The organism is Streptomyces sp. NPDC030820 (assembly GCF_055572075.1).
Map to the genome: position 1 here is coordinate 477,878 of NZ_JBVIEB010000007.1, position 26,381 is coordinate 504,258.

29 protein-coding genes and 1 pseudogene are annotated in these 26,381 nt (G+C 69.8%); 16 read left to right on the forward strand and 14 right to left on the reverse strand.

The annotated features are described in order from the left end of the window. The first annotated feature begins 57 nt into the window (after positions 1–57). The 6 genes from ACZ418_RS22210 to ACZ418_RS22235 all read left to right on the forward strand — a co-directional run bounded on the left by ACZ418_RS22210 (position 58) and on the right by ACZ418_RS22235 (position 6,175). Positions 58–690 (forward strand): DUF6875 domain-containing protein, encoded by a 633-nt coding sequence (locus tag ACZ418_RS22210; protein ID WP_468365400.1) that lies wholly within the window; start codon positions 58–60, stop codon positions 688–690. Positions 691–694: 4 nt separating this feature from the next. After that, a complete protein-coding gene (locus tag ACZ418_RS22215; protein ID WP_468365403.1) occupies positions 695–1,588 on the forward strand; it encodes an alpha/beta hydrolase in 894 nt (297 codons plus the stop codon). Next, positions 1,585–2,427 carry a tryptophan 2,3-dioxygenase gene (locus ACZ418_RS22220; RefSeq protein WP_468365406.1) on the forward strand — a complete coding sequence of 281 codons (843 nt, stop codon included), beginning with the start codon at positions 1,585–1,587 and terminating at the stop codon, positions 2,425–2,427. The genes ACZ418_RS22215 and ACZ418_RS22220 overlap by 4 nt, the downstream gene beginning before the upstream one ends. 73 nt (positions 2,428–2,500) lie before the next feature. Beyond that, complete coding sequence (locus ACZ418_RS22225; RefSeq protein ID WP_468365409.1) at positions 2,501–3,763, forward strand: kynureninase; 1,263 nt, start codon at positions 2,501–2,503, stop codon at positions 3,761–3,763. A 52-nt stretch (positions 3,764–3,815) separates the two neighbouring features. After that, on the forward strand, positions 3,816–4,856 hold the full coding sequence (gene acmL / locus ACZ418_RS22230; protein ID WP_468365411.1) for a 3-hydroxy-D-kynurenine methyltransferase AcmL: 1,041 nt from the start codon (positions 3,816–3,818) through the stop codon (positions 4,854–4,856). 26 nt (positions 4,857–4,882) lie between these two features. Then, positions 4,883–6,175: a cytochrome P450 family protein gene (locus ACZ418_RS22235; RefSeq protein WP_468365413.1), complete on the forward strand. Its 1,293-nt coding sequence runs from the start codon at positions 4,883–4,885 to the stop codon at positions 6,173–6,175. Positions 6,176–6,251: 76 nt separating this feature from the next. On the opposite strand, the gene ACZ418_RS22240 is transcribed toward ACZ418_RS22235, so the two are convergent. The 3 genes from ACZ418_RS22240 to ACZ418_RS22250 all read right to left on the reverse strand — a co-directional run bounded on the left by ACZ418_RS22240 (position 6,252) and on the right by ACZ418_RS22250 (position 8,196). Continuing rightward, positions 6,252–6,458, reverse strand: coding sequence for a ferredoxin (locus tag ACZ418_RS22240; RefSeq protein ID WP_468365415.1), 207 nt, complete (start codon positions 6,456–6,458; stop codon positions 6,252–6,254). Positions 6,459–6,490: 32 nt separating this feature from the next. Further along, a complete protein-coding gene (locus ACZ418_RS22245; protein ID WP_468365418.1) occupies positions 6,491–7,138 on the reverse strand; it encodes an LmbU family transcriptional regulator in 648 nt (215 codons plus the stop codon). A 215-nt stretch (positions 7,139–7,353) separates the two neighbouring features. Further along, entirely contained in the window at positions 7,354–8,196 is an 843-nt protein-coding gene (locus ACZ418_RS22250; protein WP_468365420.1) for a TetR/AcrR family transcriptional regulator C-terminal domain-containing protein, read from the reverse strand. Positions 8,197–8,311: 115 nt separating this feature from the next. On the opposite strand from ACZ418_RS22250, the gene ACZ418_RS22255 reads away from it, so the two are divergent. From ACZ418_RS22255 to ACZ418_RS22265, 3 genes are all read left to right on the forward strand, one after another. Next, positions 8,312–9,196: a siderophore-interacting protein gene (locus ACZ418_RS22255; RefSeq protein WP_468365423.1), complete on the forward strand. Its 885-nt coding sequence runs from the start codon at positions 8,312–8,314 to the stop codon at positions 9,194–9,196. A gap of 79 nt (positions 9,197–9,275) precedes the next feature. After that, on the forward strand, positions 9,276–10,259 hold the full coding sequence (locus tag ACZ418_RS22260; protein WP_468365425.1) for an ATP-binding cassette domain-containing protein: 984 nt from the start codon (positions 9,276–9,278) through the stop codon (positions 10,257–10,259). Continuing rightward, a complete protein-coding gene (locus ACZ418_RS22265; RefSeq protein WP_468365428.1) occupies positions 10,249–11,016 on the forward strand; it encodes an ABC transporter permease in 768 nt (255 codons plus the stop codon). Before ACZ418_RS22260 ends, ACZ418_RS22265 begins: the two co-directional genes overlap by 11 nt. Before the next feature lie 92 nt (positions 11,017–11,108). Here the strand turns inward: ACZ418_RS22265 and ACZ418_RS22270 are convergent. Then, positions 11,109–11,537 (reverse strand): annotated as a pseudogene (locus ACZ418_RS22270) (ISAzo13 family transposase); the annotation flags it as partial. Between the two features lie 181 nt (positions 11,538–11,718). On the opposite strand from ACZ418_RS22270, the gene ACZ418_RS22275 reads away from it, so the two are divergent. From ACZ418_RS22275 to ACZ418_RS22285, 3 genes are all read left to right on the forward strand, one after another. Beyond that, positions 11,719–11,844 (forward strand): hypothetical protein, encoded by a 126-nt coding sequence (locus ACZ418_RS22275; protein ID WP_468365431.1) that lies wholly within the window; start codon positions 11,719–11,721, stop codon positions 11,842–11,844. Positions 11,845–11,858: 14 nt separating this feature from the next. After that, positions 11,859–12,074: a hypothetical protein gene (locus ACZ418_RS22280; RefSeq protein ID WP_468365433.1), complete on the forward strand. Its 216-nt coding sequence runs from the start codon at positions 11,859–11,861 to the stop codon at positions 12,072–12,074. A gap of 145 nt (positions 12,075–12,219) precedes the next feature. Next, on the forward strand, positions 12,220–12,609 hold the full coding sequence (locus ACZ418_RS22285; RefSeq protein ID WP_468365436.1) for an AQJ64_40280 family protein: 390 nt from the start codon (positions 12,220–12,222) through the stop codon (positions 12,607–12,609). On the opposite strand, the gene ACZ418_RS22290 is transcribed toward ACZ418_RS22285, so the two are convergent. Continuing rightward, complete coding sequence (locus tag ACZ418_RS22290; RefSeq protein WP_468365439.1) at positions 12,568–12,993, reverse strand: MerR family transcriptional regulator; 426 nt, start codon at positions 12,991–12,993, stop codon at positions 12,568–12,570. The two genes, ACZ418_RS22285 and ACZ418_RS22290, sit on opposite strands and share 42 nt — an antisense overlap. A 114-nt stretch (positions 12,994–13,107) precedes the next feature. Here ACZ418_RS22290 and ACZ418_RS22295 point away from each other — a divergent pair, with 114 nt between their 5' ends. Further along, a complete protein-coding gene (locus ACZ418_RS22295) occupies positions 13,108–14,181 on the forward strand; it encodes an alkene reductase (protein WP_468365442.1) in 1,074 nt (357 codons plus the stop codon). Between the two features lie 548 nt (positions 14,182–14,729). On the opposite strand, the gene ACZ418_RS22300 is transcribed toward ACZ418_RS22295, so the two are convergent. Together ACZ418_RS22300 and ACZ418_RS22305 are read right to left on the reverse strand one after the other, a co-directional pair. Further along, a complete protein-coding gene (locus tag ACZ418_RS22300; protein WP_468365520.1) occupies positions 14,730–15,131 on the reverse strand; it encodes a Kelch repeat-containing protein in 402 nt (133 codons plus the stop codon). A 113-nt stretch (positions 15,132–15,244) separates the two neighbouring features. Further along, positions 15,245–15,460 carry a tautomerase family protein gene (locus ACZ418_RS22305; RefSeq protein ID WP_468365444.1) on the reverse strand — a complete coding sequence of 72 codons (216 nt, stop codon included), beginning with the start codon at positions 15,458–15,460 and terminating at the stop codon, positions 15,245–15,247. 157 nt (positions 15,461–15,617) lie between these two features. On the opposite strand from ACZ418_RS22305, the gene ACZ418_RS22310 reads away from it, so the two are divergent. Together ACZ418_RS22310 and ACZ418_RS22315 are read left to right on the forward strand one after the other, a co-directional pair. After that, positions 15,618–16,481 carry a helix-turn-helix transcriptional regulator gene (locus tag ACZ418_RS22310; RefSeq protein ID WP_468365447.1) on the forward strand — a complete coding sequence of 288 codons (864 nt, stop codon included), beginning with the start codon at positions 15,618–15,620 and terminating at the stop codon, positions 16,479–16,481. A gap of 127 nt (positions 16,482–16,608) precedes the next feature. Beyond that, a complete protein-coding gene (locus tag ACZ418_RS22315; RefSeq protein WP_468365449.1) occupies positions 16,609–16,884 on the forward strand; it encodes a hypothetical protein in 276 nt (91 codons plus the stop codon). 892 nt (positions 16,885–17,776) lie between these two features. Here ACZ418_RS22315 and ACZ418_RS22320 read toward each other — a convergent pair. The 6 genes from ACZ418_RS22320 to nthB form a co-directional block, all read right to left on the reverse strand. After that, the gene (locus tag ACZ418_RS22320; RefSeq protein ID WP_468365450.1) at positions 17,777–18,964 is read right to left on the reverse strand and encodes an MFS transporter; all 1,188 of its coding nucleotides are present in this window, start codon (positions 18,962–18,964) and stop codon (positions 17,777–17,779) included. A 411-nt stretch (positions 18,965–19,375) separates the two neighbouring features. Continuing rightward, positions 19,376–20,281, reverse strand: coding sequence for an NmrA family NAD(P)-binding protein (locus ACZ418_RS22325; protein WP_468365453.1), 906 nt, complete (start codon positions 20,279–20,281; stop codon positions 19,376–19,378). A gap of 99 nt (positions 20,282–20,380) precedes the next feature. Then, positions 20,381–21,085: a hypothetical protein gene (locus tag ACZ418_RS22330; RefSeq protein ID WP_468365456.1), complete on the reverse strand. Its 705-nt coding sequence runs from the start codon at positions 21,083–21,085 to the stop codon at positions 20,381–20,383. Positions 21,086–21,413: 328 nt separating this feature from the next. Then, entirely contained in the window at positions 21,414–21,770 is a 357-nt protein-coding gene (locus tag ACZ418_RS22335) for a nitrile hydratase accessory protein (protein ID WP_468365459.1), read from the reverse strand. Beyond that, the gene (gene nthA / locus ACZ418_RS22340) at positions 21,767–22,366 is read right to left on the reverse strand and encodes a nitrile hydratase subunit alpha (RefSeq protein ID WP_468365461.1); all 600 of its coding nucleotides are present in this window, start codon (positions 22,364–22,366) and stop codon (positions 21,767–21,769) included. The genes ACZ418_RS22335 and nthA overlap by 4 nt, the downstream gene beginning before the upstream one ends. Then, positions 22,363–23,028 carry a nitrile hydratase subunit beta gene (nthB, locus tag ACZ418_RS22345; protein ID WP_468365463.1) on the reverse strand — a complete coding sequence of 222 codons (666 nt, stop codon included), beginning with the start codon at positions 23,026–23,028 and terminating at the stop codon, positions 22,363–22,365. The genes nthA and nthB overlap by 4 nt, the downstream gene beginning before the upstream one ends. 400 nt (positions 23,029–23,428) lie before the next feature. Here nthB and ACZ418_RS22350 point away from each other — a divergent pair, with 400 nt between their 5' ends. Further along, on the forward strand, positions 23,429–23,881 hold the full coding sequence (locus tag ACZ418_RS22350) for a MarR family winged helix-turn-helix transcriptional regulator (protein WP_468365466.1): 453 nt from the start codon (positions 23,429–23,431) through the stop codon (positions 23,879–23,881). 620 nt (positions 23,882–24,501) lie between these two features. Here ACZ418_RS22350 and ACZ418_RS22355 read toward each other — a convergent pair. Beyond that, positions 24,502–25,659: a PP2C family protein-serine/threonine phosphatase gene (locus ACZ418_RS22355; RefSeq protein ID WP_468365468.1), complete on the reverse strand. Its 1,158-nt coding sequence runs from the start codon at positions 25,657–25,659 to the stop codon at positions 24,502–24,504. Positions 25,660–26,381: the final 722 nt, after the last annotated feature.

A 26,381-nucleotide genomic window follows, 5' to 3' on the forward strand; every position in this document is an offset into this window, starting at 1 on the left:
CCACCAGGAACCCGCCGTCCGCTGTCCGCGAGGACCGACACCCGAGGACTGACACTGATGCTGACCGACGTGCTCTCCGTCGACGTGGCCAAGGCCCTGGCCGCCGTGGACGAATGGCTGAGCGAGTACATCCGCCGACCGCACGGCGAACTCGGACGCACCGGCCCGGTGTGCCCGTTCGTCGAACCCGCCCAGCGTGCCGACGCGCTGGAGTTCCGCGTCAGACTGGTCGGCCCGACCCCGAGCCAGACCCTGATCGACGAGATCGTCCGCTGCGGCCTCGACGAGTTCAGCGAGGTCGACTGGAAGTCCGGGAACCCGAATCTGCGCTCGCTGCTGCTCGTCCTGCCGGACCTGCCGGCCGAGCACCTGCACCTGTTGGACGCGGCGCACACCGCGCTGAAGCCGGAGAGTGTGCGGCGGGGGTTGATGATCGCGCAGTTCCACGAGAAGTGCGAGGAGAAGGCCGCGCGCAATCCGGCGTTCGAGGTGAGCCACGCACCGGTGCCGATGATGGCGATGCGGTCGATGGCGATCCACGACGTGCTGTTCCTGGCCGACCGGCGGGAGTGGTTCGAGGAGTACGCGAGCCGTTTCGGAGCCCGCTACCGCAGCGGGTCGCACGGCATCGACCCGCTGCTGACCGAGGTGTACGAGCGGGCCCGCGCCGCCTACGCTCCGGGGAGCTGAGCGCATGCGCGACGCACCGCCGGCCGAAGCTGCCGTGTACCGGGGCATGGACCAGGCCACGCTGGACCGGCAGTACTCGCCGAGTTCCCGCGTGGCGAGCCTGGACGCCTACCTGCGCGAGTACGAGCGGCTGAGCGAGGCCGCCCGCCGGGCCCACCCGGTGCGGACCTCTCTCGCCTACGGCTCGCACCCGGCGGAGAGACTCGACTACTTCCCCGGACCGGGAGCCGGGCGGGCGCCGCTGCTGGTGTTCGTGCACGGCGGGAACTGGCAGGCACTCGGCCGCGCCGAATCGGCCTTCCCGGTGCCGCCGTTGCTGGCCGCCGGCGCGGCGGTCGCGGTGATCGAGTACGGGCTGGCGCCGGACGTCGGCCTGGACGCCATGGCGGGCATGGTGCGCCGGGCCGTGGACTGGCTGCTGCGGCACGCGGACGGGCTCGGGTTCGCCCCGGACCGCCTCCATCTGTGCGGCACCTCGGCCGGTGCGCACCTGGCCGCCATGGCCCTGCTGCCCGATGCGTCGGCCGGCCCGGACGTGTCCGGCCGGATCGCCGGGGCGGTGCTGCTCAGCGGCATGTACGACCTGGAGCCGGTCCGCCTGTCCTACGTCAACGACGCGCTGCAGCTGGACGAGGCCGCGGCTCGCCGCAACAGCCCGATCCTTCGACTGCCGGCTCGGCTGCCCGAGACGGTGGTCGCCCGCGGCGGGAACGAGACCGAGGAGTACGTCCGCCAGCACGACCGGATGGTGACGGCGCTGCGCCCCCGGGCAGCGGTGACGGAGGTCGTCGCCGATCGGCGCGACCACTTCGACCTCCCCTACGACCTGGGCGTGCCGGGCACCGGGCTGGGCGGCGCGGTCCTGGCGCAGATGGGACTGGAAGGAACGACCGCATGACCACCGAACAGACCACCCGGAGCCCCGCGTGCCCGCTGTCCGTCGGTTCCCCGTCGGACACCACCCCGTACGCCCACTACGCGCGGATGGACGAGCTGCTGGCGTTGCAGCATCCGCTCAGCTCGGCCCGTACCGAGCCGGGGTTCATCATCATGAGCCAGGTCAAGGAGCTGCTGTTCAAGCTGCTGCACACCGAATTCAGCACAGCGCGCGACCAGTTGGCGGACGACCTGCTCGACGACGCGCTGTGGACGCTGCGCCGCGCCGCGCGGGTGCAGCAGGTGCTGCTGGTCTCGTGGGAGACGTTCTCCGTGCTGTCCCCGGTGGAGTTCGCCGAGTTCCGGGACGTCCTGGGGTCGGCCTCCGGCTTCCAGTCGGCCGGCTACCGGCGCCTGGAGTTCCTGCTCGGCAACAAGAACCCCGCGATGGCCGCGCCGCACCGGAACACGGCGGGCTACGACGCGGTGGTCGGCCAGCTGTACGAGCCGAGCCTGTACGACGCCGCGCTCGCGCTGCTGGCGCGCCGCGGGCTGCTCACGTCGGACGACTCCACGGACCGGGACGTCACCCGGCCGTACCGCGGCGGCGTGGAGGTCGAGGAGGCCTGGCGGTCGGTCTACCGGGACCCCGTCCGCCATCGCGACCTGCATCTGCTCGCCGAGGCGCTGATGGACACCGCCGACCAGTTCGCGCGCTGGCGCTACACCCACCTGGTGACCGTGCAGCGGATGCTGGGCGCCAAGCCCGGGACCGGCGGAACCGAGGGCGTGGCCTGGCTCGCCCGGATCAGTGAGCACCGCTTCTTCCCGGAACTGTGGTCGGTGCGCTCCACGCTCTGACCGGGCGCCCATGGCCTCCCCGCGGACGGCGAGGACACGCGGACACGGACGACACGAGACAGAAGGAGGGCCGATGGTGAGCGGGATCCCGCGCACGGTGGCCGAGGAACTGGACGCGGCCGATCCGCTCGCCGCGTTCCGCGAGCGGTTCGTCATCGCCGATCCGGAGCTGATCTACCTGGACGGCAACTCGCTGGGCCCGCTGCCCGCGGCCACGCCGGAGATGCTGCGGGAGGTGGTCGAGGAGGGCTGGGGCAGGGGACTGGTGCGGTCGTGGCAGGGCTGGATCGACTGGGGCGCCCGGCTCGGCGACCGCCTCGCCGAGCACGTACTCGGCGCCGCACCCGGCGAGGTGGTGATCTCCGACTCCACGTCGGTCAACCTCTACAAGCTGGCCGCCGCCGCCCTGGACACGGCACCGGGGCGCGGCACCGTCCTGATGGACGCCGAGGACTTCCCCACCAACCGGTACATCGTCCAGGGCCTGGCCGAACAGCGCGGGCTGCGGCTGGTGCGGCTGCCGTCCGAACTCGACGGCGGCCTCGACCTCGACGCGCTGCGCTCGGCACTGAACGGTGACGTCGTGCTGGTGGTGCTGTCCCTGGTGTCCTACCGGAGCGGCGCGCTGCTGGACATGGCGCAGGTGAACGACCTGGCCCACGCGGTCGGCGCGCGGGTGGTGTGGGACGTGTCGCACGCCGCCGGAGCCGTCCCCGTCGACCTGGCCGGCACTGGTGCGGAACTCGCCGTCGGCTGCACCTACAAGTACCTCAACGGCGGCCCGGGTTCACCCGCCTTCCTCTACGTGCGGCGCGACCTGCAGTCCCGGCTGCGGCAGCCGGTGTGGGGCTGGTACGGGCAGCGCGGGCAGTTCGAGATGGGGCCCGACTACGACCCGGTGCCGGGCATCGAGCGGTTCCTGGTGAGCACCCCGCCGCTGGTGTCGCTGGCGGCGATCGATCCCGCCCTCGCCCTGGTCGAGGAGGCCGGTCTGGCACGGATCCGGGCCAAGGGGCTGCGGCTGGGCCGGCTGGCCGACGATCTGGCGGACGCCTGGCTCACTCCGCTGGACTTCCGGCCCGCCTCGCCCCGCCCGCCGGAGCGGCGCGGTTCGCATCTGTCCCTGTACCACCCCGACGCCTGGCGGATCTGCCAGGCGCTGGCCGCGGACGCGAAGGTCGTCTGCGACTACCGGGTCCCGGACCGGCTGCGTATCGGTCTGTCCCCCCTGGTCACCCGGTTCACCGACGTCTGGGACGCGTTGGCCCGTATGCGCGACGTCGTGGCCGAGGGCGCCTACGCCTCCCGGCCCGCCGGCCTCGCCCGGGTGACCTGACCTCCGCCTCCCCGCACACCACCCTCTCCACCTCAGCCGATTCGGAGTGCCCATGGCTCACGCATCCCCGCTCACCACCGACGGACTGGTACAGATCCTGTTCGGCTCCTCGGCCTTCCAGATGCTCCGCGCGGGCAGCGACCTGGGCCTGTTCACCCTGTTGCACCGGCGACCGGGCCTGACCCCGCCGGAGATCGGCCGGGAACTCGACCTGGAGGAGCGGCCGGTGCAGATCCTGCTGCTCGGCACCACCGCCCTCGGACTGACAGTGCGTCACGGTGACGGCTACGAGAACGCCGACGTGCTGAACGGTCTCTTCGCGGAGGGCACCTGGGAGATCATCGAGGATCTCGTCGAGTACGAGGAGCGGATCGTCCGGCCCGCCGAGGTGGACTTCATCGCGTCGCTGCGCGAGAACACCAACGTCGGCCTGCGACGGATCAAGGGCACGGGGGAGGACCTCTACCACCGGCTGTCCGCGGACCCCGAGCTGGAGCAGTTGTTCTACCGCTGCATGCGGTCCTGGTCCCGGCTGTCCAACCCCGTGCTGGTCGAGAAGGCCGACCTCACCGGAGTGCGGCGCGTGCTCGACGTGGGCGGCGGCGACGGCGTCAACGCCATCGCCCTCGCGCAGGCCAACCCCGGCGTGGAGTTCACCGTCCTGGACCTGCCCGGCACGGTGGAGATCGCCCGCAAGAAGATCGCCGAGCACGGCCTGTCCGACCGGATCTCCGTGCGAGCCGCGGACATCTTCGCCGACACCTACCCGACAGGCCACGACTGCGTGCTCTTCGCCAACCAGCTCGTGATCTGGTCGCCACAGGAGAACATACGGCTGTTGCGCAAGGCGCACGCGGCGCTGCCGGACGGCGGGCGGGTGCTGGTGTTCAACGCCATGTCCGACGACAGCGGGGACGGCCCGCTGTACGCGGCCCTGGACAACGTGTACTTCGCGACGCTGCCGGCTGCCAGCAGCACGATCTACCGGTGGGGCCAGTACGAGGAGTGGTTCGCCGCGGCCGGGTTCGTGAAGCCCGAGCGGCTGCCCGGCGGCCGGTGGACGCCGCACGGCGTGATCAGCGCGGTCAAGTGACGCCCCAGCGAGTACCGGAGCCGACCATGTCTTCCACGTTCCAGGACGCCCCGCCGGCCGGCGGGGGAGCGGCGTGCCCCGCCGGCCCGCACATGATGGACCCCGACCTGCTCGCGGACCCCTTCGGCGGTTACGGCCGGCTGCGCGAGCAGGGCCCGGTCGTCCGCGGCCGGTTCGTGGACGGCACTCCGGTGTGGTTCGTGACCCGCTACGACGACGTCCGCGCCGTGCTGCGCGACCCACGGTTCGTCAACACCCCCTCCCACGTGCCCGGCGCACAGGGCGCGGATCCGCGTGAGGGGATGATGGAACTGCTCAAGGTCCCCGAGCACTTACGGATCTACCTGCTCGGATCCATCCTGGACAGCGACCCGCCGGACCATCCGCGGCTGCGCCGCCTGGTGACCCGGGCATTCACGGCCCGCCGTATCCTCGATCTGCGTCCCGCCATCGAACAGATCGCCGACCGGCTGCTCGCCGAACTGCCCCACCGGGCGCAGGACGGAACGGTGGACCTGCTGGAGCACTACGCCTACCCCCTGTCGATCACGGTGATCTGCCGGCTCGTCGGGATCCCCGCGGTCGACCTCGAGCGGTGGCGGGAGTGGGGCGGGGACCTCGTGTCGATGCGGCCCGAACGCCTACAGCACTCCTTTCCCGTGATGATCGACTACTGCCATCAATTGATCGAACAGCGTCGCGCCGCGCTCAGGGACGATCTGCTGAGCGAGCTGATCCGGGCACAGGACGACGACGGCGGACGGCTCAGCGACACGGAGATGGTCACCATGGTGCTCACCCTGGTGCTGGCCGGCCATGAGACGAGCACGCATCTGATCGGCAACGGCACCGCGGCCCTGCTCACCCATCCCGACCAGCTGGCACGGCTCAGGGAGGACCCGGCGCTGCTCCCGAGAGCGGTGCACGAGCTGATGCGCTGGTGCGGCTCGGTGCAGGTGGCCCGACTGCGCTATGCCGTCGAGGACCTGGAGATAGCCGGCACGCGCATCGCCCGCGGTGACGCGGTCCAACCGGTGCTGGTCTCCGCCAACTTCGACCCGCGGCACTACACCGACCCGGACCGGTTGCACCTGACCCGTCAGCCGGACGGGCAGGCCGAGAACCACGTGGGCTTCGGCCACGGCATCCACTACTGCCTGGGTGCGACGCTGGCCCGGCAGGAGGGCGAGGTGGCGCTCGCCCGGCTGCTGGCGCGCTACCCGGACCTCGCGCTCGCTGACGGCGATCCGGAGCACGACCGTGCCCGGCTGCCCGGCAGTTGGCGGCTGAACGCGTTGCGCCTGCGGCTCGGAGCATGATCCGACCGCAGCACTGAGGGCTCCACGGTCTGCACCGTGGAGCCCTCAGCCCTGGGGGGTGGCGGGAGTTGTGCCGTCAGGCGTCAGGTGGGTCGTTCCCCACGGCGATGGCCTGGACGGGGCAGGACAGCGCGGCCTGGGTGACCTGCCGCGGGGTCGCCGTCTGCGCCCCGTCGGGTACGAGCGCGGCGTACCCGTCGTCGTCCTGGGTGAACACGGTGGGTGCCGTCAGGGTGCACTGCCCGGACCCGATACAGGTGCGGTGGTCGATGTGGATCTTCATTGGGGGCCGTCTCCGGTGGTCGGGCGGGGGCGTCAATGACCGAGCTCGTGCGCGGTGGCACGGTCGAGCGTCAGCAGGACCCACTCCTCGAAGTCCCGGTCTCCCCTCGATGCGGCCTCCCGCCAGCGCTGGACACGGTCACAGGGGGCGCTGATCCGGAGCTGGCTGGCCCGTGCGGGTCTGGCCGGTCGGTTTCCTCTGCGGCTCTCCCGCAGCCGCAGTCGGAGCTGGTTCCGTGACCAGCCGTGCTGCTCCGCCTGGTCGAGCCAGGTGTCGGCCTCCGCCGGCGGCAGGGAGGCGACCTCGGCGTGGTGGCCGAAGCTCAGCGTCTCGCGCCGACGCCAGAGTTCGAAGTGGCGTGCCACCCACGCGTAGTTGCGCAGCGTCTGGTAGTCGAGTCCCGCGGCCTGCACTCCGGTCTGGTAGCGGTCGGCGTAGCGGTCCTGGCCGTAGACGAGCCAGTCGCCCAGGCACCAGGCGGAGGAGTCGGCGATCTGGAAGATGTGCTGCCCGGCCTTCTCCCATCGGTCGTACGTGAGGCTGGTCGGTATCTTGAGGCCGACCCGAGTGGTGAAGATTCGTTCCTGCTCGCCCGGCCTGCGAGGGCGGGCCGCCTCGGTCGCTCGGCGGCCGACTGGTAATTGACGGTCACTCCGGTCGTACTTGGCGATGTGCTGCACCGGCTTTCTCCTGAAATCGGGGCATGATGCATCTCGCACCATTCATCGCGCCCTCGAGCCATCAAGGGCGCAAGCTCAAAAAACGGTAGTCACCGTCCGAGATACCGTCAATGAATATTTCCGGCCGGAGATGGCCGATCGGGGGCAATCGGCTTCGACGCCGATCGCTTCGGGAGTGCGGCACGTGCCGAATCGTGCGGGCCCGCACGACCCCGTCAGGGGGTGCCGGCCGAGGCGTGGAGCGTGCCGTCGGAGTCCGTCCGCACCGCCGCCTCGACGCCGTCGAGGATCAGGTCCAGGCCCACCCGGAACGCCTCCCTCGCCTCCTGCTCCATGTGTGACGCGGCGCCACCCGCCTCCGCCTCGGTCATGGCGGCGAGACTCGCGGTCGACTCCAGGGCCGCGAGGGCGGGGAAGCGTTCGGTGAAGTCCGGCGCGAACTCCGCCATCAGCGCGGACCGCTGCGCCCACCACTCCTCATCGGGCACCCCGGTCTCCGGCGCCGCCTGCCGGTGTTCCGTCGCGACCAGGGCCATACCTCGCACGAACTGGAACAACACCGCGATGACCCGTCTGGTGTGCAGGGGCTCCAGGCCGATTCCGCCCAGGATCCGCACCACCGTCTCCAGTCGCGCGTACTCGTTCGGCCCGAGTACGGGACGGGCCTGCGAGACCTGGAGCACCCAGGGGTGGCGCAGATAGAACGCCCAGGTGTCGTCGGCCCAGGCGGTGATCGCCGGGCGCCATCCCGCGCTCGTGTCGTACTCCGTGGGCAGTTCGGCCAGCACCCGGTCGTGCATGAGGTCGACCAGTTCGCTCTTGCTCGGCACGTACGTGTAGAGCGCCATGGCGGTCCGCCCGAGCCGGGTACCGACCGCCCGCATGGACAGGGTCGCCATTCCCTGTTCGTCCGCCACCGCGACACCCGCGGCCACGATCGTGTCCACGTCGAGTCCGGGTTTGGGACCGGGTTTGGGAGCAGGCCCACCCGATTCAGCCGATCGCCAGAGCAGGGACATGGATCGGCGGGCATCGCCCTGTCCGGCGAAAACAACCACCTTGCAACTCCTTACTGCATAAAGTAACCTCACCGGCACATCTCTTTACGCTGTAAGGATATCAGCTGGGCGTCCGCCCGCCCGGGTATGCCCGTACGTTCGTGGAAGGTTTTCGATGGCAGAGCTCCCCGTCACGTTCATCCAGGTCACCGACATCACACGCATCACACCGCGGATGGCCCGCGTGACGTTCGAGGCCGACCACCTCGACGACTCCGTCGGCCTGACCCCGGACCAGCAGCTCAAGCTCTGCTTCCCCCGGCCCGGCCAGGCGCGCCCCGTCCTGCCGGAGCAGAGCGACGACGCGACGGGCTGGTACCAGGCATTTCTGGCCATTCCGGAGGACGAGCGGCCCTGGATGCGCAGCTTCACCCTCCGCCGGCGCGTGCCGGGGACGAACACCGTCGAGGTCGACTTCGTCCTGCACGGCGACAGCGGCCCGGCCAGCGCCTGGGCCGGCTCCGCCCGCCCAGGCGACCGGCTCGGCATGGTCGGCCCCTCCGCGCTCTACGCCGGACCGGTATCCCTGACGGACTCGATCACCTCCGCCGACTGGCTGCTGCTCGCGGGCGACGAGACGGCACTGCCCGCCATCGGCACCCTGCTGGAGGCCCTGCCCGAGCGGACCCGCGCCCAGGTCTACATCGAGGTCGCCGAACGCGCCGAGCAGCAGACCTTCCGGACGGCGGGCGACGTCACCCTGCACTGGCTGCACCGCGACGGGACCCCGGCCGGCCGCAGCGAAGCCCTGATCGACGCCGTCCGCGGCGCCGAGTTCCCGCCCGGGCGCCCCTTCGCCTGGCTGGCCGGCGAGGCAGGCGTCGTCCGGACCCTGCGGCGCCACCTGGTCAACGACCGGGGGCTCGACAAGCGCGCGATCGACTTCAGCGGCTACTGGCGCGTCAACCTCACCCAGGACGACGCCCCGACCGCCGACGACATGGCCGAGGCGCAGGAGCGCCTCGCCGAGTACCAGGCGGCGGCCGATGGCCAGTCCTGACGATCCGCGCGCCGGAGCCGGCATCCCGGCCGGGCGCCGCGAGTCGGCCGGACGACTGCCGGGCCGAGAGAAGGATTTCATGATCACAGTACGAGGGCTCGCCCGCCGGTTCACCGTGCGCGGCCAAAGTGTCGAAGCGGTCAAAGGAATCGACTTCGACGTGGCGCCCGGGGAGGTGGTCGGGTTCCTCGGCCCCAACGGAGCGGGCAAGACCACGACCTTACGGATGCTCACGACCCTGCTGCGCCCCACCGGCGGAACCGGAACCGTGGCCGGCTGCGACCTGCTGACGGACCCCCAGGGCGTGCGGCGCAGGATCGGCTGCGTCCACCAGGGCGGCGCCACCTGGCCCGAGTCCAGGGTCGCCGAGGAGATCGAACTCCAGGCCCGGCTCTACGGCCTGTCCCGGTCCGAGGCCAGACGGCGCGGGGCCCTGCTCGCCGAGCGGCTCGACCTCGTCGGCCTGGACCAGCGCCCCGTCAAGACGCTCTCCGGAGGTCAGCGCCGCCGGCTCGACATCGCTCTCGGACTGGTCCACGAACCGACGCTCGTCTTCCTCGACGAGCCCACCACCGGGCTCGATCCGCAGAGCCGGGCCAACCTCTGGGACCACGTCCGCCGCCTGCGCTCCGAGCAGGGCACGACCGTCTTCCTCACCACGCACTACCTCGACGAGGCGGACGCGCTGTGCGACCGGATCCTCGTCACCGACCACGGCACGATCGTCGCCGAGGGAACCCCCGACGCACTCAAGGCCCGGGTCGCCGGCGACGCGATCACCATCGAGGTGACCGACCAGGTCGCGGAGGCGGCCGACGTCGCCGGGCGGCTGACCGGCGCGACCGAGGTCAGCGTCGACGGCGACACGGTGCGCTTCCGGGTGCCCCGCGGCGACGCCGCCCTGCCGGAACTGCTGCGCGCCCTCGACGGCCGGGGGATCACCATGGCCTCGGTCAAGGTCAACCGGCCTACCCTCGACGACGTGTTCCTCAGCCTGACCGGACGCTCCCTGCGGGACGGCGACCCCGCGCCCCAGGCCAGGGAGGCCGCCCATGCTGCGTGACACCCAACTGATCTTCGCGCGGGACATGAAGCTCGCGCTGCGCAGCCCGACCTGGCTGCTCATCGGGATCATGCAGCCGCTCCTGTACCTGTTCCTCTTCGGACCCCTCATGGTGTCCGTGGTCGACCACACCCCCGGTTTCCCGCCCGGCGGCGCCTGGGAGGTCCTCACCCCGGCCCTCATCGTCCAGACGGCACTGTTCAGCGGCTCCTTCGCCGGGGTGGGACTGCTCACCGAGTACCGGGTCGGCGTCGTCGACCGCTTCCGCGGCACGCCCGCGAGCAGGGCCGCCCTGCTGTTCGGCAAGGTCCTGGCCCAGGCCGTGCAGGCCACCGCGCAGTCCGTACTGATCGTGCTGGTGACGCTGCTCGTCTTCGACCTCGACGCCTCACTGACCGGGCTGCTGCTCAGCCTGGCGATCGCCGCGGTCCTGGCCATCACGCTGTCCTCGGGATCGTACGCACTGGCGATGGTTCTCAAGAGCGAGGCCGCGTTCCCCGCGCTGATGAACGCCGTGCTCCTGCCGCTTCTGCTGCTGTCCGGGGTGCTGCTGCCGGTCTCCGAGCAACTGGCGCCCGGCTGGCTGTACAACCTGGCCCGGATCAACCCCCTGACCCACGTTGTCGACGCCGAACGCGCGGCGTTCCGGGGGGACATGAGCGCCACGGGGCTGCTGACCGGCTCCCTCGTGCTGCTGGTCATGGCGGTCCTCGCCCTGCTGTGGGGCACGCGGACCTTCCGCAAGGAGAACGCCTGACGGCACCGCCCGCAGGCCCACCCGAGACCGGGCTCCCCCTTACATCCCCCGGAGGGGGAGCCCACCCGCACCAGCAAGGAGCACACGTGAGTGTTCATGGTGATGTGGGAGAACAGCCGGTGCTCGATCCGGTTCCACTTCGAAGTCCCGGGAGGCAGGTGGCAGACGGTGATCGTGAGGCCGGACTCAGCGGCGAACCGGGCGAGTTCGGTCTTCCACGTGCGGGTGCGATACCCGTTGGAGCCGCCGGCATCGGCAGTGATCAGCAGTCGGCCGGCCGTCGGGTAGGTGGCCCGCCCGGCTCCGTTCCACCAACGGTGGATCGACTCGACGGCGAACGCGGCGGTGTCATGGTCGGTGCCGACGTCGACCCAGCCGGTGTTCGCGGCGACGTCGTAGATGCCGTAGGTAACCGCCCTGCCCAGCTCGCGGTCGGGGAAGTCGTGGGTGTCGACCCGCACCGGCTCGCCTCTCGGCTCCCATTCACGGCCGTTGTTCTTGAACGGGCCGACCAGCTCTTTCATAAGTTCGCCGAGCCGATGGTCATGGCGATTGGATGCGCGGCGATGTCCGGTTCGACCGCTGGAAGCACGTGAGCCGGGCGGGCGCCAGCACCCCCGCGGGAGTCGTTCGTCTGGGTTGGGCGACGGGGGATTTCGCCGGCTGGCAGGATGCCGGCTCCGGCAGGGAACGTGTGGACCGGTGAACCTTCCACGTCCGGCCCGCGTCTTCCCGCGCGACCGCCACCACACGCCAGGAGAACAGACCATGGCCGACAAGGAGGTTGAGCAGGCCGACGAGCGGGGTTACGACACCGGGCTCTGGTAGGCGGGCCTCGGGACGTGGGGGGGGGTGTCGCACTGATCGCCTTCGGGGGTCTCGCGGCAGCGTGGGTCTTTTTCCGGCTGCCCGGCACCCCAGAGGAGCCGGCGTCCGGCTACTACCAGGCCGCCAGGGTCATCGCCATCGGCCTGGTGGTCGCTGGAGGCACCTTGCTGAGCCGCCGTCGTGCCCGGACCGCAGCCACCGAGGAGACGAACGAGCCGGAACGCATCTGACGCCGTCGGCCGTGCTCGTTCCGGCTCAAGCAACCCTCGCGTGCGCCGGTCGGTCTTGCCGGATGCCGGGGGCGGGGCAGTGCCCTTGCCGGACGCCGGCATAGGGGCAGAAGACGATGTGCCGAGTGCCTGAGTGAGGGTGGAGATGACGAATCTGAACACCGTGGTGACGTGGGTTGACGCACGCGAGAGGCTGCCTCGGAGCGGTACACCGGTGGCAGGCGCGATCACAGGCCGGTATCCAGCTGACAGCGCCACTGAGTCCGAGGTCGATACGGCGCTGGGTGAGGAATTCTGGCTGGTGAGGCCGATGGTCTTCACGACTCTGCACTGGAGTGAGGACGGGGCGGAGCACAGGGACTGCTTCGTCGACTCCGACGGTGTCGTCCGTATGCCTTACGGCCTTGCCGGTGATGAGACCGTGACTCACTGGGCTGAGCTGCCCACCCTGCCAGGCGGGATGACGCACCTGGTCCTTGGGGACGGCGTACAGTCAGCCCTCCAGAACGCGTGGGATGCTCGCCCCATCACCTGAGCCATAGCGGACGCCCCGAGCGATCGCGTCGCTCTCCCGATGGGCCCGGGCCGTGGCCATCAGGCCGTCCAATGCGGCCCGGGTCCGCACGAGTTCGTCGATGTGCTCGGAGAGCCGGTTGCGCTCCTGCGCCATCCGCTCAAGAGCGGCATCGTAGTTGCCCTCGCTGGGCGTGTCGACGCAGGGCAGCAGCTCGGAAATCGTACGACTGGACAAGCCCGCCGCGTACAGGCGCTGGATGAATCGCACCCGCTCCACCTCGGCCTCCGTGTAATGCCGCTGCCCACCGGCGCTACGACTGCTGGTCAGCAGCCCCTGCTCCTCGTAGTAGCGCAGCGACCGGACGCTGACGCCGGTACGCGCCGCGAGCTCGCCGATCCGCACGACTGCCTCCCATGGTGAACCACGCCACACCGCTTGCCTCTGACATCCATGTCAGGTTTTAGCGTAGCGCTGTGCCCGGCATCCGGGCACGCGATACTCGCGGAGGAGCCCGACGTGACGACGTTGTTCAGCAGCTACCGACTTGGCGACCTGACCCTGCCCAACCGGATGGTGATGGCCCCGATGACCCGCGTCAGGGCCGCGGCCGGCGGCCTCGCCACACCGTCCATGGCGGCGTACTACGCGCAGCGCGCGACGGCCGGACTGATCGTGTCCGAGGGAGTCCAGCCCAGCCTCATCGGGCAGTCCAACCCGGGCACGCCCGGACTGCACACCGATGAGCAGGCCACCTCATGGCGTGCCGTGACCGACGCCGTACACATCAACGGCGGGCGGATCTTCGCCCAGATCATGCACGGCGGCCGGGTCTCGCACCCCGACACGACCGGCCACCAGCCCGTCGGCCCCTCGGCGATCCCCGCAGTGGGCGACGTCTTCACCCCGACCGGCCCGCAGCCCGCGCCCGTGCCCCGCGCACTGGACACCGCCGAGGTGCCCCAGCACGCCCACGCCTACGCCGAGGCGGCCCGCCGCGCGATCGACGCGGGCTTCGACGGAGTCGAACTCCACGGCGCCAACGGCTACTTGATCTCCCAGTTCCTCTCCTCCAACGCCAACCGGCGCACGGACCGCTACGGCGGCACGATCGCGGGCCGGATCCGGTTCGCCGTAGAGGCGGTGGCCGCGACGGTGGACACGATCGGCGCGGCCAGGACGGGCATCCGACTCTCCCCTGGGGGCGGCTTCTGGGGTGTCGAGGAGACCGACGCGCTCGCTCTCAACATCGCGCTGCTGACGGAACTGGCCAGGCTCCAACTCGCCTACGTCCACCTGGAGTTGACCACGGATGAGGAAGTGCTCGTGGGTCTGCGCCGCGCCTGGCCCGGCACCCTGATCGTCAATCCGGTCCTCCCCATGGGCCCCAAGCAGACCGGCCGCGCGGAAGCCGACCACTGGCTGGGCCTGGGCGCCGAGCTGATCAGCTTCGGCCGCGGCTTCCTGGCCAACCCCGACCTCGTCGAACGCCTCCGCACCGGCCTGCCGATCGCCCCCGTCGACGAGGCCACGTACTACCAGGGCGGCGACACCGGCTATCTCACCTATCCGACCTACCAACACACGGCATGACGCCCACGCGGGCGGATCGACAGAGACGGCCCGGCCAGCCATGCGCTCCCACTGCGGACGGCGGAACAAGCCCAGCACCGCGCCCTAACTACCCCCAGGACCGCGGGCCTGGGCTCAGCGGGGTCGGCGGAAGCCGGGTGGCGTACGCAGCCGCATGGTGCTGACCAGGGGAAACAGCACCACGCGACATCGTCAGACACTACGCGGTAGGGATTCGACCCCGCAGCGCAGCAGCCTCCGAGCACCGGCCGCGTTCGGCGAGCCGGCGCCGGGCTCCTGGCTGCGTGCCGCGCTGACGAGGCAGCAGGCGGCGGCCAGTGCGAGCAGAGCAGCAATGGCGACGTACGAGTGGGTCCACCTCCTTCACCGCCGAAGGTGTAGATCGTCGTGCCGATGGCTGCCGCCGCGATGCCGCCGCGGGCCGTCGGCATGGAGGCGCGTCGGCCCCACCGACGGGTGCGCAGGTCGAGGGCATAGACCTCGCCCCGTACGTGGGCCTGCCCCCGGTCACGGCCACCGACGACGTAAAGGGTCGCCGGGCTGGGGCGTCAGTGTCCGCATCCCACCCGCGAGGTAGATCTTCGGTCCGTGTAGCCGACGGCGGCGCTGCCCCGCTCGGTGCCCGGCGGCATGAAGGGTACGGAGGACCACCGGTTCGTGCACGGGTCGAAGACACAGGCGTCGCGCAGCGCCTGCCAGGATTCCCCACCGGACAGGCCGCCGAGTACGTAGATCCTGCCGCCGACCGCCGCCGCGTTGGGGTGATTCATCGCCACCGGCAGCGGAGCGACGTCCGACCAGCGCCCGGTCCGGGAGTCGTAGACCTCGACCCGGTTGGTGGTGGAGAAGCCGCCGCCGGGTGTCGGGGCCATGCCCGCGATCACGTAGACCTTGCTGCCGAGGGCGACGACACCGTGCTCCTGCCGGGCGCCGCCTCCTATGGACGGCAGTGCCTGCCACCCGCTGCGGTACTAGTGCGGGACCGGTGAGCTCGGAGTGCCCGGTGAGCCTGGTGGTTCTCCGGGTCCGGGATGGGCGTGGGCCGGCGCCGACGGAGGTGCGGTCAGCCGGCGGGCGGCTGCTGGATCTCGGCGGCGGTCAGGACGTGGCCGCCGATGCCCCAGCCGCCGTCGGGCACCTCCTCGACGAGCACCAGTGTGGTGGCGCGGGCACGTTCGCCGTAGATCTCGGTGTACAGGTCGGTGGTGCGGGTGATGATCTGCGCCTTCTGCGCGTCGGTGAGGGTGCCTGCGGGGACCTTGAAGTTCGCGTACGGCATCGGGTTCGCTCCTGCCGGGGTTCGGACGGGTGGGCCGCGACGTCGTGCGCTCGTCGCCCACCCACCATCACCCGGTCTGCGGACGGCAGCCAGGCTGTGCACACCCTGGGGTTGCCGCCCCCTGGTTCGCACGCGTCGTACACGGCACGATGCGGGCATGGACCTTTCCGAACTCGCCGCGTTCCTCAAGTCCCGGCGCGCGCGGATCCGGCCGGCCGACGTCGGTCTGCCCGCGGGGCCCCGACGCCGGGTACCCGGGCTGCGGCGGGAGGAGGTGGCTCAGCTCGCGGGCCTGTCGGCGGACTATTACACCGAGCTGGAGCGCGGGCGCGGCACTCAGCCGTCGGCGCAGGTCCTGGCCGCCCTCGCCCGTGCGCTGCGCCTCGGCGGCGACGAGCGCGACCATCTGTTCCACCTCGCCGAGCGTCCCGTGCCCCCGGCCGCGGGCGGGCTGACCGCGCACATCACGCCGGGGCTGCTGGCGCTCCTTGACCGGCTCGCGGCGACACCCGCGCAGATCATCACCGACCTGCATGAGACCCTCGTACAGAACGAGGCGGCCATCGCGCTCGTGGGCCGGCAGCCGACCGGGCGCGGGGCCAAGGCGAGCTTCATCCACCGCTGGTTCACCGATCCCGCCTCCCGCGCGATCTACCCCTCAGACGAACACCCGCACCATTCCCGGGTGTTCGTCGCCGATCTGCGGGCTGTCGCTGCTCGGCGCGGCCGTGATGCCGAAGTGGACGGTCTTGTGGGCGTGTTGCGGCGGCACAGCGAGGAGTTCGCCGCGCTGTGGGACACCCATGATGTCGGCCTGCGCCGGTCGGACCACAAGCGCATCGTCCATCCGACCCTCGGTGTCATCGCGGTGGACTGCAACAGCCTGTTCAGCGAGGACGGACGCCAGCGCCTGCTGTGGTTCACCGCCCCGCCCGGCACCGAAGCCGCCGCGCAGCTGGAACTGCTCTCCGTCATCGGTACGCAGGACATGGCGCCGAAGCCCGCCGTGGCGCCGCACTGATCGAGCCGGGCGGGAAACGTGCACGCCCGTGGCCGCGACGTCGGCAGCCTGCTCAGGCGGATCCGCGCGGCCCGCCAGGCCGGCGAAGGCTGAGTGATGGTCGGAGACTTCAACCTCAACATCCGCAATGCGCACCGACCACCAGGCGCGCGAGCGCTCCCCGCGCCTGCGGCCCGTTGAGCAACTGGCCAGGACCGGCCGCAGCTCCCACCAGAGCGGCGGCGAACCGGACTACGCCATCACCTACCGCACCCCGCGCTTCGCAGCGGAAATCCCCGAGGCCCGGGGCTCGGACCACTGGTACTACTTCGGGTCCGGCGGCAGTGGCGGCGCGGCGGCGAAGACGAGCATGGCTGCGAGGGAATGCCCGGCATCACAGTGCCCGCGTCCCCGAACCTGGTGACCCTGCGATCGTGCTCCGACGCCATGGCGCGGTGGCGCCCCGAGGACAGGGGCGAACCGGGCGGCCCGCTGCGTCGGCGCAACTCCCGGTTCCCCCAGTTGTGCCTGACCGGCGCGTCACGGCGAGGCCCGGTGACGGCCCTGCCCTGTAACGACAGCACCAACCAACTGTGGTGGGACAACTCCCGTTCCGTGCCACCGGACGGCTGGGAGGGCGGTGACGAGAAGGTCCGGCTGCATGCGATGAACGGCTTCTTCCTCCAACGACGAAGACCGACGGTCCGATGCCCGGCCGGTCGATCGGCAGGGAGTGCCGCCGGACAAGAACCAGTGGCGCGCGGTGGCGTGAGCGCTGCCGGGCGCCGGGGGTGTTACGCGGCCGGCGCGAAGGCCCTGCGCAGATACGATGAGTAAGTGGACCACAGCTGCCACACGAGGCGCAGGACGAGCGCCTCGACGAGCGCAACGACGATCTTCGTTGCCACGGCTGCCAGTATCTCGGCCATGTTGGCTGACTTTCTGTTCTCGGATACGGACCCTACTGCCGTTCCCTCGCAGCCCGTGTTCGGCCAATGCCCGGACGACCAGGGGCACGAAGCCGTCCGCAGCGGCGCCTGTCAGGGGATGAGGCCGACATCGGCGAGCGCTCGGTTCAGCCCGGTCTGGCAGGGCCCTGTTCGAGATCGTTGGTGAACGCGGCGTCCAGGAGCCCCACTTCGAGCGCGTAGCGCATGGCGGATGCCCTGGTCGGCACCGTGCGGAAGCGGGCTGCAGACCGGCTCAGGGCAACGATTCAGCTGAGCACCTTCACTCGTACCTACCCGACCACGTTCACGAGCGGGCCAGGGGACACGCCCAGGGCCCTCTCCGCTCCATGCCGACATCGGTCGCTGTCAGCGGCTCTCGGCGGTCGTGGGCGCCAAGGCCGGCGCTGGCTCCATGCGCGCCGTGTGCGTGGGGTGCGCTCGGTCGCGACGGATGATGACATGTGCCGTCTCCGCTGCGATCAGACCGAGCGCGATGAGCGCGGCGCCTACGGGGCCGAGCCAGTGTGCGCCGAGCCATGCTATTCCGGCCTGCCCGATCGGCGGTGCGATGGAGACACCGACGTACAGCGTCGCATTGTTGAGGCCGGTGAGCATGGGGGCCGCCGACGGCATCGCCCCGATGAGGCGGTGGGTCTGCGGTGCCAGGAGTCCGAATGCGCAGATCCCCCACGCCACCAGTGCCACGACGGCTGTAGCCAGGTGTGCGCTCGACCAGGGCAGCAGGGCGAAGTCGATGGCAAGGACGACGATCGCGGTGTTGATGACGCCTCGGGCACCAAGGCGGTCCACAAGATGGCCGGTGCTGAGCGTTCCGACGGTGGCTGCCACGCCCCAGACGAACAGCAGGACCGCGAGGGTGGTGCCGCTGCCGCCAGTGGCCCTGTCCAGGGTCTCGGCAATGTAGGAGTAGACGATGTACAGGCCGGTGAAGACGAGGAGGGTTGTCAGCAGGGTCAATCCGATGCGGCGGTCGCCGAGCGGGGCGAGGCGGGCGCGCAGCGGGACCAGCGGCGGGTTGGGGATCTTGGGCAGCAGCAGGGCGATTCCGGCGGCGGCGAGCACGCCGAGGACGGAGACGAAGAGCATGGTGGCGCGCCAGCTGCCGGCGAGGCTGCCGATCGCCGTGCCGATGGGGGCGCCAAGGGCGGTCGCGGCGCTGAGGCCGGCCAGGACCGTGGCGATGGCGCGTCCCCGTCGCTCCGGCGGCGCGAGCGCGGCGGCCGCAGCGACGGCGGTGGGGCTGACCATGGCGCCGCCGAGCCCGGCGACCGCCCGTGAGGCCAGGGCCACGCCGAAGACGGGGACGAGGGCCGTCAGGAGGTTGCCCACGACGAAGATGCCGAGCCCGGTGAGGAACAGCCTGCGACGCGGCCACCGCGTGGTGGCTGCTGCCATGACGGGGCCGAGGACGGCGTAGGAGAAGGCATAAGCGGTGATCAGCCATCCTGCGGTGCCGACGCCGACGCCGAGGGAGTGGGCCGCGCCCGGCAGGATCCCGGCGATCACGAAGCTGTCGGTGCCGATGGCGAACATTGCAGCGGTCAGTACGAGGAGTGATCGGTACACGTTGGAGGTTCCACCCTGATGTAGGGGATCGGATACGGAAATGGCCCGCGGCGAGGCCGATCACATGCGGATCGGCCTGTATGAAGGGGCAGTCTGCGCAGGGGGTCACGCGATCGACGACCCCTTCGAGCCACGGCGATGGTCAGGAGACCTGGGCGTAGCAGCCCACGGCAACGGCTGCCGAAGGCGCTGCCAGCGCTATGGCCATGAAGGGTTTGGGTATGTGCATGAGATTCTCGGCTGGGCGGCCGACACGGCTCACAGGCAGTAACGCACGAGCCATTCGTCGGGGTTGTAGGTGTGCTTCGCCGGGTCGGGCATCATGACGGGCCGTTCTTCGACGTGGTTCTGCGGCCAGGTTCTGGCGTCGGACGGGGCTCAGCCCAGATAGGAGTCCCTGCGAGCGGCCACGAACTCCTCGATCGACTGGGCGGGGGTGCCGGTCACGCGCTGGACGCCGTCGGCTGTGCGGTCGTAGCGGTTCTCCCGGTGGAGCCGGGCCATGACGGCGATGTGCCGCTCGACGTGCGGCGGCAGGCCCACCTTGGCGAGCGCCTCGGCCTCCCACTTCTCCGGGGGCACGTCCACGTAGGTCACCGGCCGTCCCAGAGCGCGGGAGAACTCCTGCGCCAACTCGTTCATGTCGACCGACCGGGGCCCGGTCAGTTCGTAGACCTGCCCGATGTGCGGGGCCGGGTCGCGCAGTACGGTGGCGACCACCCTGGCGACGTCGTCCACCGCGATGGGAGAGGTGCGTCCGGTGCCGAACGGCAGCGCGATCGTGCCGTTCTCTTGGATCGTCCGCGCCGCCAGTGAGGTGAAGAGCGGATTGTCCAGGAACGATGTCGGCCGGATGTGGACCACCGGCAGGCCCGACCAGTCGAAGACCTGCTCGGCCAGCCAGTGCAGCCGCTGCTGGTGCGACTCCGAGGTGCTGGTGGCGGTCATCTGCGACACCGTCATCTGCGACAGGTCGACCAGCGCGTCCAGCTGTCCGTACTCCCGCGCGACGGAGGCCACCACGGTGGCCGCCAGCAGGTGGTCCGGCGACACGGGCATCGCGAAGTACATCCGTGACACGCCCTGCAGCGCGGCCGCGACGGTCTCGGGCCGGGTCAGATCGCCGATGACGACCTCCGCGCCGAGCCTGCGCAACTCGGCGGCTCGCTCGTCCTCGCTGCGGACCATGAAGCGCACCGGTACGTCCTGCGCGCGCAGATACTCGAAGACGCTGCGGCCTACGCCGCCGGCGCCGGGAATGAGAACAAGATTGCTGGTAACCATCAGTTTGTTTTCCTTGATGACTCATCGAGAACATGGCTGCGGCGGTGCCGGAGCAGGGCGGTGCCGCAGCAGGGCCGCTGAGGGCTCTGGGAGAACCGCCTACTTGGTCGTGCCCCAGAGCTGGCTGGCGGGCACGTGGTAGGGGGAGCCCGTGAGCCTGGTGACCCGGATCTGCATGGGTGCCGTGGTCTGGTGGCGGCCGCGCGTGGAGCTCCTGTGGGTGGCGGTCATGGCGTAGGGGTGGGTGAAGTTGGTGGTCGAGCCGCTGACCAGGGGGAAGTGTCCCTGGGGGGCGGTGGAGGGTGAGTCCGCGGTGTCGATGATCCAGACGGTCTTGGCGGAGGTGCCGCACTTCTGCAGGGTGAGGCCCTCGTTCTGGTACGCGCTGTCGGCCAGGCCCGGGCACAGGCCGGTGCGCTTGCCGTGCGGCGCGTACTCGACCTCCACCGCGGTCAGGTTGCCGTAGTGCCTGTTCACCTCGGCGGACACCAAGCCGTCCTTGTAGAAGTCGGTTACCAGGCCCTTGCGGTGGCCGACTATGTCCCCGGCCGGGTCGGTGTTGCTGACGGGGTACATCGCGGTGGGCCGGCCGACCTTGGCTACTCCCTGGTACACGGTCTCCACGAGGTTGGGCTGCTCGGAGGTGCCGAACTCGGTGCTGTAGATCTTGATGCAGCTGTCGCCGCACTCCGGGGTGGCCGCACTCGCGGACAGCGTTCCCGCCACACCGAGGCCACCCATCATGGTGACCGTCGCCGCCGCAGCGAGCACCTTGTTGGTGAGCACCTTGTTCTCGACAGACATAGAAGATTCCTTCGCTGGTACCGCAGTCGCGCTCTGCGCGCTGCCCTGCTGGATAGGGCCAAAGCCGCTAGATAGGGCTCAAGTTGCTGGATAGTGATCAAACAGCTGGATAGGTCTCAAAACTGACACACTGCTCCCGGACACCCACCCGGCTCCCGCTGTGCCGCACCAGTTGCTGCATCCTCGCGGGAAGGAGGAGGTCCGCATCGACACTTAGGAGCATATGCTCGTATCTGGGAGGTGGCAAGTTCCGCGTTCACTCTCCGGCACACCGGCACACACTGCTTTGCCTCAAGACCGGGGGCCGGGAGCGGGAGGTGGTCGCGGCTCAGTGAGCGTGGTCGTGGCCGTCGGAGTGGTCGTGGCCTGCGGGGCGTTGCGCCAGAGCTCGGGTGCGCGTGGTGACCTCGTCAGGGGACACGGCGCACAGGCCGGCGAGGACGTCCTCCAGGGCGGCCAGCCACAGCTGGTAGTAGTTGTACGGCTCACCTGGGGCTGCCGCGGTTTCCCAGGCCGTGATCCGGGCGATGAGCGCGGCCCGGAATTGCGGCCAGGTGAACTCGCCCGCCTCGTACAGGCTGACGACCATGCCGAAGGCGCGGCTCTCCCACGGCTCGGCGAAGACGAGCTCCCCGTTGGAGCGGGGCGGTGCGGCCGGGCCTTCGATGTCCAGCGGCGCGCTCACGGTGCCGCCACCTTCGCCACTCCCACCATCGCGTCCCGCGTCACCAGCGGCACGAGCTCCCGCTCGGTCAGGTGCTCGGTGCCGGCCGGACGCTCGGGCAGGACCAGCCACCGCACCTCGCTGGTGGAGTCGCGGACGGTGATCTGCACGTCGTCGTCCAGGTCGAGCCCCATCTCGGACAGCACCGCGCGGGGCTCCTTCACCACGCGCGCGCGGTAGGCCGGATCCTTGTACCAGCCCGGCGGCAGACCCAGCACCGGCCAGGGGTAGCACGAGCACAGCGTGCACACCACTACGTTGTGCGTGGTGGGGGTGTTCTCCACGACGACGATGTGCTCGCCTTGAAATCCTCCGAAGCCCATTTCCCTGATGGCCGCCGTGCCGTCCTCGAGCAGCCGGCGACGGTACTCCGGGTCGGTCCAGGCCCTGGCAACGACCTTGGCGCCGTTGAGCGGGCCGACGCTGGTCTCGTAGGTGGTGACGATTCCGTCGATCATCTTCGGGTCGATCAGGCCCCGCTCGGTGAGCAGTTGCTCGAGCGCCTCGGTGCGCAGGGCTGGGGGAAGGGTCTCGTCCGGTCCGCTGGTCGTGGTCATGAGGTGGCATCCAGGTAACTCTCGAAAAGCTCTACGGTGAGGTCGAAGGACTCGGCGTCGGCGCCCCACAGCTCGTGGGAGTCGAACCGCACCGAATAGACGTACTGCGGGTTCTCGCCCAGGAAATGGGCGTTGGTGTCCGGCAGCACGCCGGCGGGCTGAACCATGTCGACAACGCCGACATGCCCTCGTACATAGCGCGGCAGCCTGGTGTGTCCGGGCGGCGACATGTCCTTCGCGCGCACGTGCTCGCCGACGCCGAACGCGGGCGCAGTATCTATGGAGCGCAGCGTGCCCTCGGCGGAGGGCGCGTAGTCGGGCTTGGCCGGCTCCGGGATCGGGGGCTCCTCCACGTGCTCGCCGCGGAGGTTGCGGGCGCGGGTGTCGACCGCACCAGGTGCCAAGATGGCGCTGTCGAGGAGTCTCAGTTCTCCGGCGTTGAGCCAGCGACCGTAGTAGCCCTCCTCGAGGTAGGCGGTCCGGTCCAGGCGCTCCAGCGCGTGCCGGAAGGAGTCGAGATTTCCCCCGGACACCCGATTGGACAAGATTGCCAGAGCGAATGCCCGGCCCTGCCAGGGCTCCGCGAAGACGGGTTCGTTCTTCTTCGGTGGCTGCACGGGACCCCAGCCAGGGGTTCCTCCCATGTCGGCAATACCATCCATGACATCACCTCTCACGTGTCCGTGATGACGGATACGCGCGTTACTGACTTTATGCTGATGGTGCCTTCGGCGTCTTGGCCGGGCCGGGCCCGAACGCGCCATTGCGGCACATGCGACAACGTTCGGCGGGTGCGTCGATTCGCCGACGGCCGGGGGTATCGGCGTCTGAACCATGAGCCCGCACCATTACGAGCATATGCGCGTATTCGCGGGATGGCAAGCCCGGGCGCTTCGGTCCGAGCGGCCCGGTCGCCCAGGGTGGTACGACGTGACCGAAAGGGCTGCGCCCCGATCATGCTCAGCGAGGACGGGCGCTACCCCCGTAGGCGCGAACTGAGGGCCCCTTCACATCTGCGAGCACATGCTCCTATCATGGGCGTGCACGCTCTGGAGGACAAAGATGACCGCGGCACCGACCCACCTGAACGACCCCTGCAACAACCTGGCGCTTCGCAAGGCGTCCCGGTACCTCAGCGCCACCTACGACAAGGCCCTGTCCCCGGTCGGACTTCGCGCAACCCAGTTCAGCATCCTGCAGAAGCTCAGCACGCACGACGAGATGACGATAACCAGCCTTGCCGACACGATCGCCATGGATCGCACGACGTTGGCCTCGAACCTCAAGCCGCTCGCGCGGGAGGGCCTGGTGACCGTCGAGCCATCGGCAACCGACCGCCGCGCACGAATCGTCACGCTCACACCTGAAGGCCTCGCCCGAATGAAGGCCGCGCTTCCGCTGTGGCAAGCCGTACAAGCCCAGTTCGAAGAGCGCTTCGGAGCCGACGAGGCGGCCCAACTGCGCACATCCCTCGGAGCCGTCCTCCAGACCGGCTTCGAACCCTGGGCCGAGTAGGCTCGGCACGCCATCGAGGCCGATCGCAGCCATCCAGGCGTGACACCGGACACGAGCGGTGTTCACCACCGGGGCAGGACGCGTCCGCCAGAGCCTGCGCACCGCATCCGGCTTCTGCAATGCGGCGGGCGACCGTCTGGTCCGAGCCGCCGCCACGGCTGAGGTGCACACCGGGCGATCCGGAAGTCGTGACGTGAGGTGGCACCGACGTGGGAGCCGACCACCGCGACCAGGACGGTGACGCCGATCGCGGCGGAGATCTGGCGGCCTGTCCGGGCACGTCGCGCGATGCGCGGGAGCGGCGCGCAGGAGCCAGGCGCAGTCTGGATGGTGGAGGTGGGTTGCCCCGGTTCGCGAGGTAGTCCGGGCGTCACGGCTTTCGGGCAGTGCGACCAGGCCGAGGAACGTGGCCATGCCGTTCGCCTCCATCGCAACCATAGAAGCGAAGGGCCGGGTCTCTGACCTGTGGGCACGTACACGAGCAACGCTGCGACCTGCGACTTAGCTGTCGGCGGTTGTCAGCGTTGGTCGTCGTTGAGGGTCATTGAGGTCAGGTGGGCTGGTCAACTGGTCGTCAAGGACCGTTGGCGGTCGGTGGCGGTCGTGGTGGTTGCTGTACTTCACTGCTGTACTGCACTGGGTCGTTCCCCTAGGCCAGAAGTGCTGCGTGACCGCATATCGAAGGACATCGAGACGCCGCACTCATCACAGGTCGATTGGTCAACCGATGGCGCTATGCCGTCAGCGGGTTGACGTTTGATTGAGATCAAGGCGGCGTCGTCGTCGAGTCGGCCGCCGACGTGGTTGAGAAGGTCGCCGCGGAGGTGGTTGAGGAGTGCCGTGGGATGGCGGTGGTTCTGGTGGGTGAGTCGTTTGGCGAGCGGGTAGAACTCGCCGTCGGTATTGCGGGCTTCGATGGCACCGTCGGTGTAGAGGAGGAGGGTGTCTTCGGCGCGTAGGGCGAAGGTGTCGAGGTGATAGGGGGTTTGCGTCAATGCGCCCAGTCCCAGCGGGGGCGCGGGCTGGCCGGCTTCCAGGGTCACGACGTCGTGCGCTCGTAGGAGTAGCGGTGGGGGGTGTCCGCAGGTGACGCTCCGCACGAGGGGCTCGGCGTCGGGGATTTCGAGGAGAGTGGCGGTGACGAACGCCTCTTCGGTCTGTTCGGGGCTCACTGCTTCGGATGCGTTGCTGCGGAGACTTGAATCCAGGTAGGCGGCGAGTTCCGGCAGCGTGGTCAGTCGGCGTGCGGCGTCGCGGAACGTGCTGATGGTGTGGGCAGCGTTGCCGACCGCCGCCAGGCCCTTGCCTCGAACATCGCCGATGATCAACCGTGTCCCCGTGGGCGTGCGCACGGCGGCGTAGAGATCTCCGCCGATGCGTGCTTCATCCTCTGCCGCCAGGTACGTCGAGGCCAGGCGAAGGGGGCCGAGTCGGTGGGGGAGGGGAGGCAGTATGGCGCGTTGCGCGGCCTCGGCGACTGCGCGCAGCTGGACCAGCTTTCGCTGTCCGTGTTCCGTCAGGTATCGGGCGATCACGACGGCCACCGAGGTCGCAAGGAGGGCAGCCGCCTGTGGCGGGTTCACCGATTGGCGGACCAGGAAGATGGCCATCAAAGCCGACACGGCCATGATGGCGACAAGTGAGGTCACCCGGGAGCTCGCGTACCAGGAAGTGAGTACAGGCGCCATGATCAGCAAGTCGCCGAGATGAACTGAGCCAGGCACCTGAAGATCGATGAGCGTGATCGCCAGAATGAACAGCAAGGCGACTGTCAGCACGGATCGTGGTTGCGGCAAGGTGCGCGAGTGAACGAGTGACGGCCTAGCTCGGTGATGCATCAGGTGTGGCTCCTGCACGCAACCTGGAGCCGTACACGCAGGCTCGAGGAACGTGAATGCCATGTGCTGCTCCGTCTCTAAGGGATCATATCCTCGGTTCTGATGATTCTATCAATTAAACGGACATATGTGGGCATGCAAGGTCATGTGCGGCAGGTCACAAGCATTGTGGATGCCGGCCAGGCTTGATCAGGGCGAGTCTCCGCCGCTGGGGTGACGACTGACCCGCCGTCCCTCGTGGTGCACGGTGCCGAGCGGTCGACGTAGCGACTTTGGCCGGGAGCTGCTTTGGCGCGAGTGATCATGGCCCGGTAAGCTTCCGGCGCGTTGGGCAGTCTGTGGACCTGCCCGGTAAAGCACGACGTTGGGGCCATGATCTTCGAGGCTCGCGCCAAAGTGGCTGGCTAAAGTCGCGGAGCCGACCGCCCCGGCCACGATGGTTCTGACCTCATGCACTGTGTGCCTGCCCGCCCGGAGGAGCGAAGCGACGACGGGTGCTTGATGAGGTTGAGGAACCTGTAACGGGCTGCTGGGATCCGACAGTGTCTTGTCTCGGTTGATGCTTGACGTTGTGGCTTCACCTGATGCTTGACACCGCTTGCCTCGGCTTGGCTGTGCGCGTCTGATCCGCGTGCAGGGAGGGCCGGGGCCGTGCTGGTGGA